1 pseudogene is annotated in these 721 nt (G+C 68.5%); it reads left to right on the forward strand.

The features are described from left to right. Positions 1–721 (forward strand): annotated as a pseudogene (locus G205_RS20465) (L-serine ammonia-lyase); the annotation flags it as partial.

The following is a 721-nucleotide window of genomic DNA, read 5'->3' on the forward strand; positions in this document are numbered from 1 at the left end:
CGCCGCCGCGCCCCGGACTGGTACGAACGGCTCAAGAAGGAAAGCGCAAACCCCGGCGGCGACAGCCAGGACCGGGATGCTGCGTGGGACGCGGGCCCGTTCGATCCCAGGTACTGGCAGGAGTGGGTGAACCTGGTGGCGCTGGCGGTGAACGAGGAGAACGCGACCGGCGGCAGGGTGGTCACGGCGCCGACGAACGGGGCGGCCGGGATTATCCCGGCGGTGCTGTTCTACGCGCTGCATTTCGCGCCGGGCATGGACAAAGCCACCCGGCAGGACCGGGACGGTGTGGTGGTCAGGTTCCTGCTGGCCGCGGGCGCGGTGGGGGTGCTGTACAAGGAACAGGCCTCGATTTCCGGGGCGGAGGTCGGCTGCCAGGGCGAGGTCGGTCGGCGTCGTCGATGGCCGCGGCGGGCCTGGCCGAGGTGATGGGCGGGTCCCCGGCGCAGGTGGAAAACGCCGCGGAGATCGCGATGGAACACAACCTGGGCCTGACCTGTGACCCGATCGGCGGGCTGGTCCAGGTGCCCTGCATCGAACGGAACGCGATCGCTGCCGCGAAAGCGATCAACGCCGCGAAAATGGCGCTCTGGGGCGACGGCACCCACCGCGTCTCCCTCGACGAAGTCATCATCACCATGCGCGAAACCGGCAAGGACATGAGCGACAAATACAAAGAAACCGCCATGGGCGGCCTCGCCGTCAACGTCGTCGAATGCTG

Origin of the sequence: Arthrobacter nitrophenolicus (genome assembly GCF_000332815.1) — a bacterium.
GTDB lineage: Bacteria > Actinomycetota > Actinomycetes > Actinomycetales > Micrococcaceae > Arthrobacter > Arthrobacter nitrophenolicus.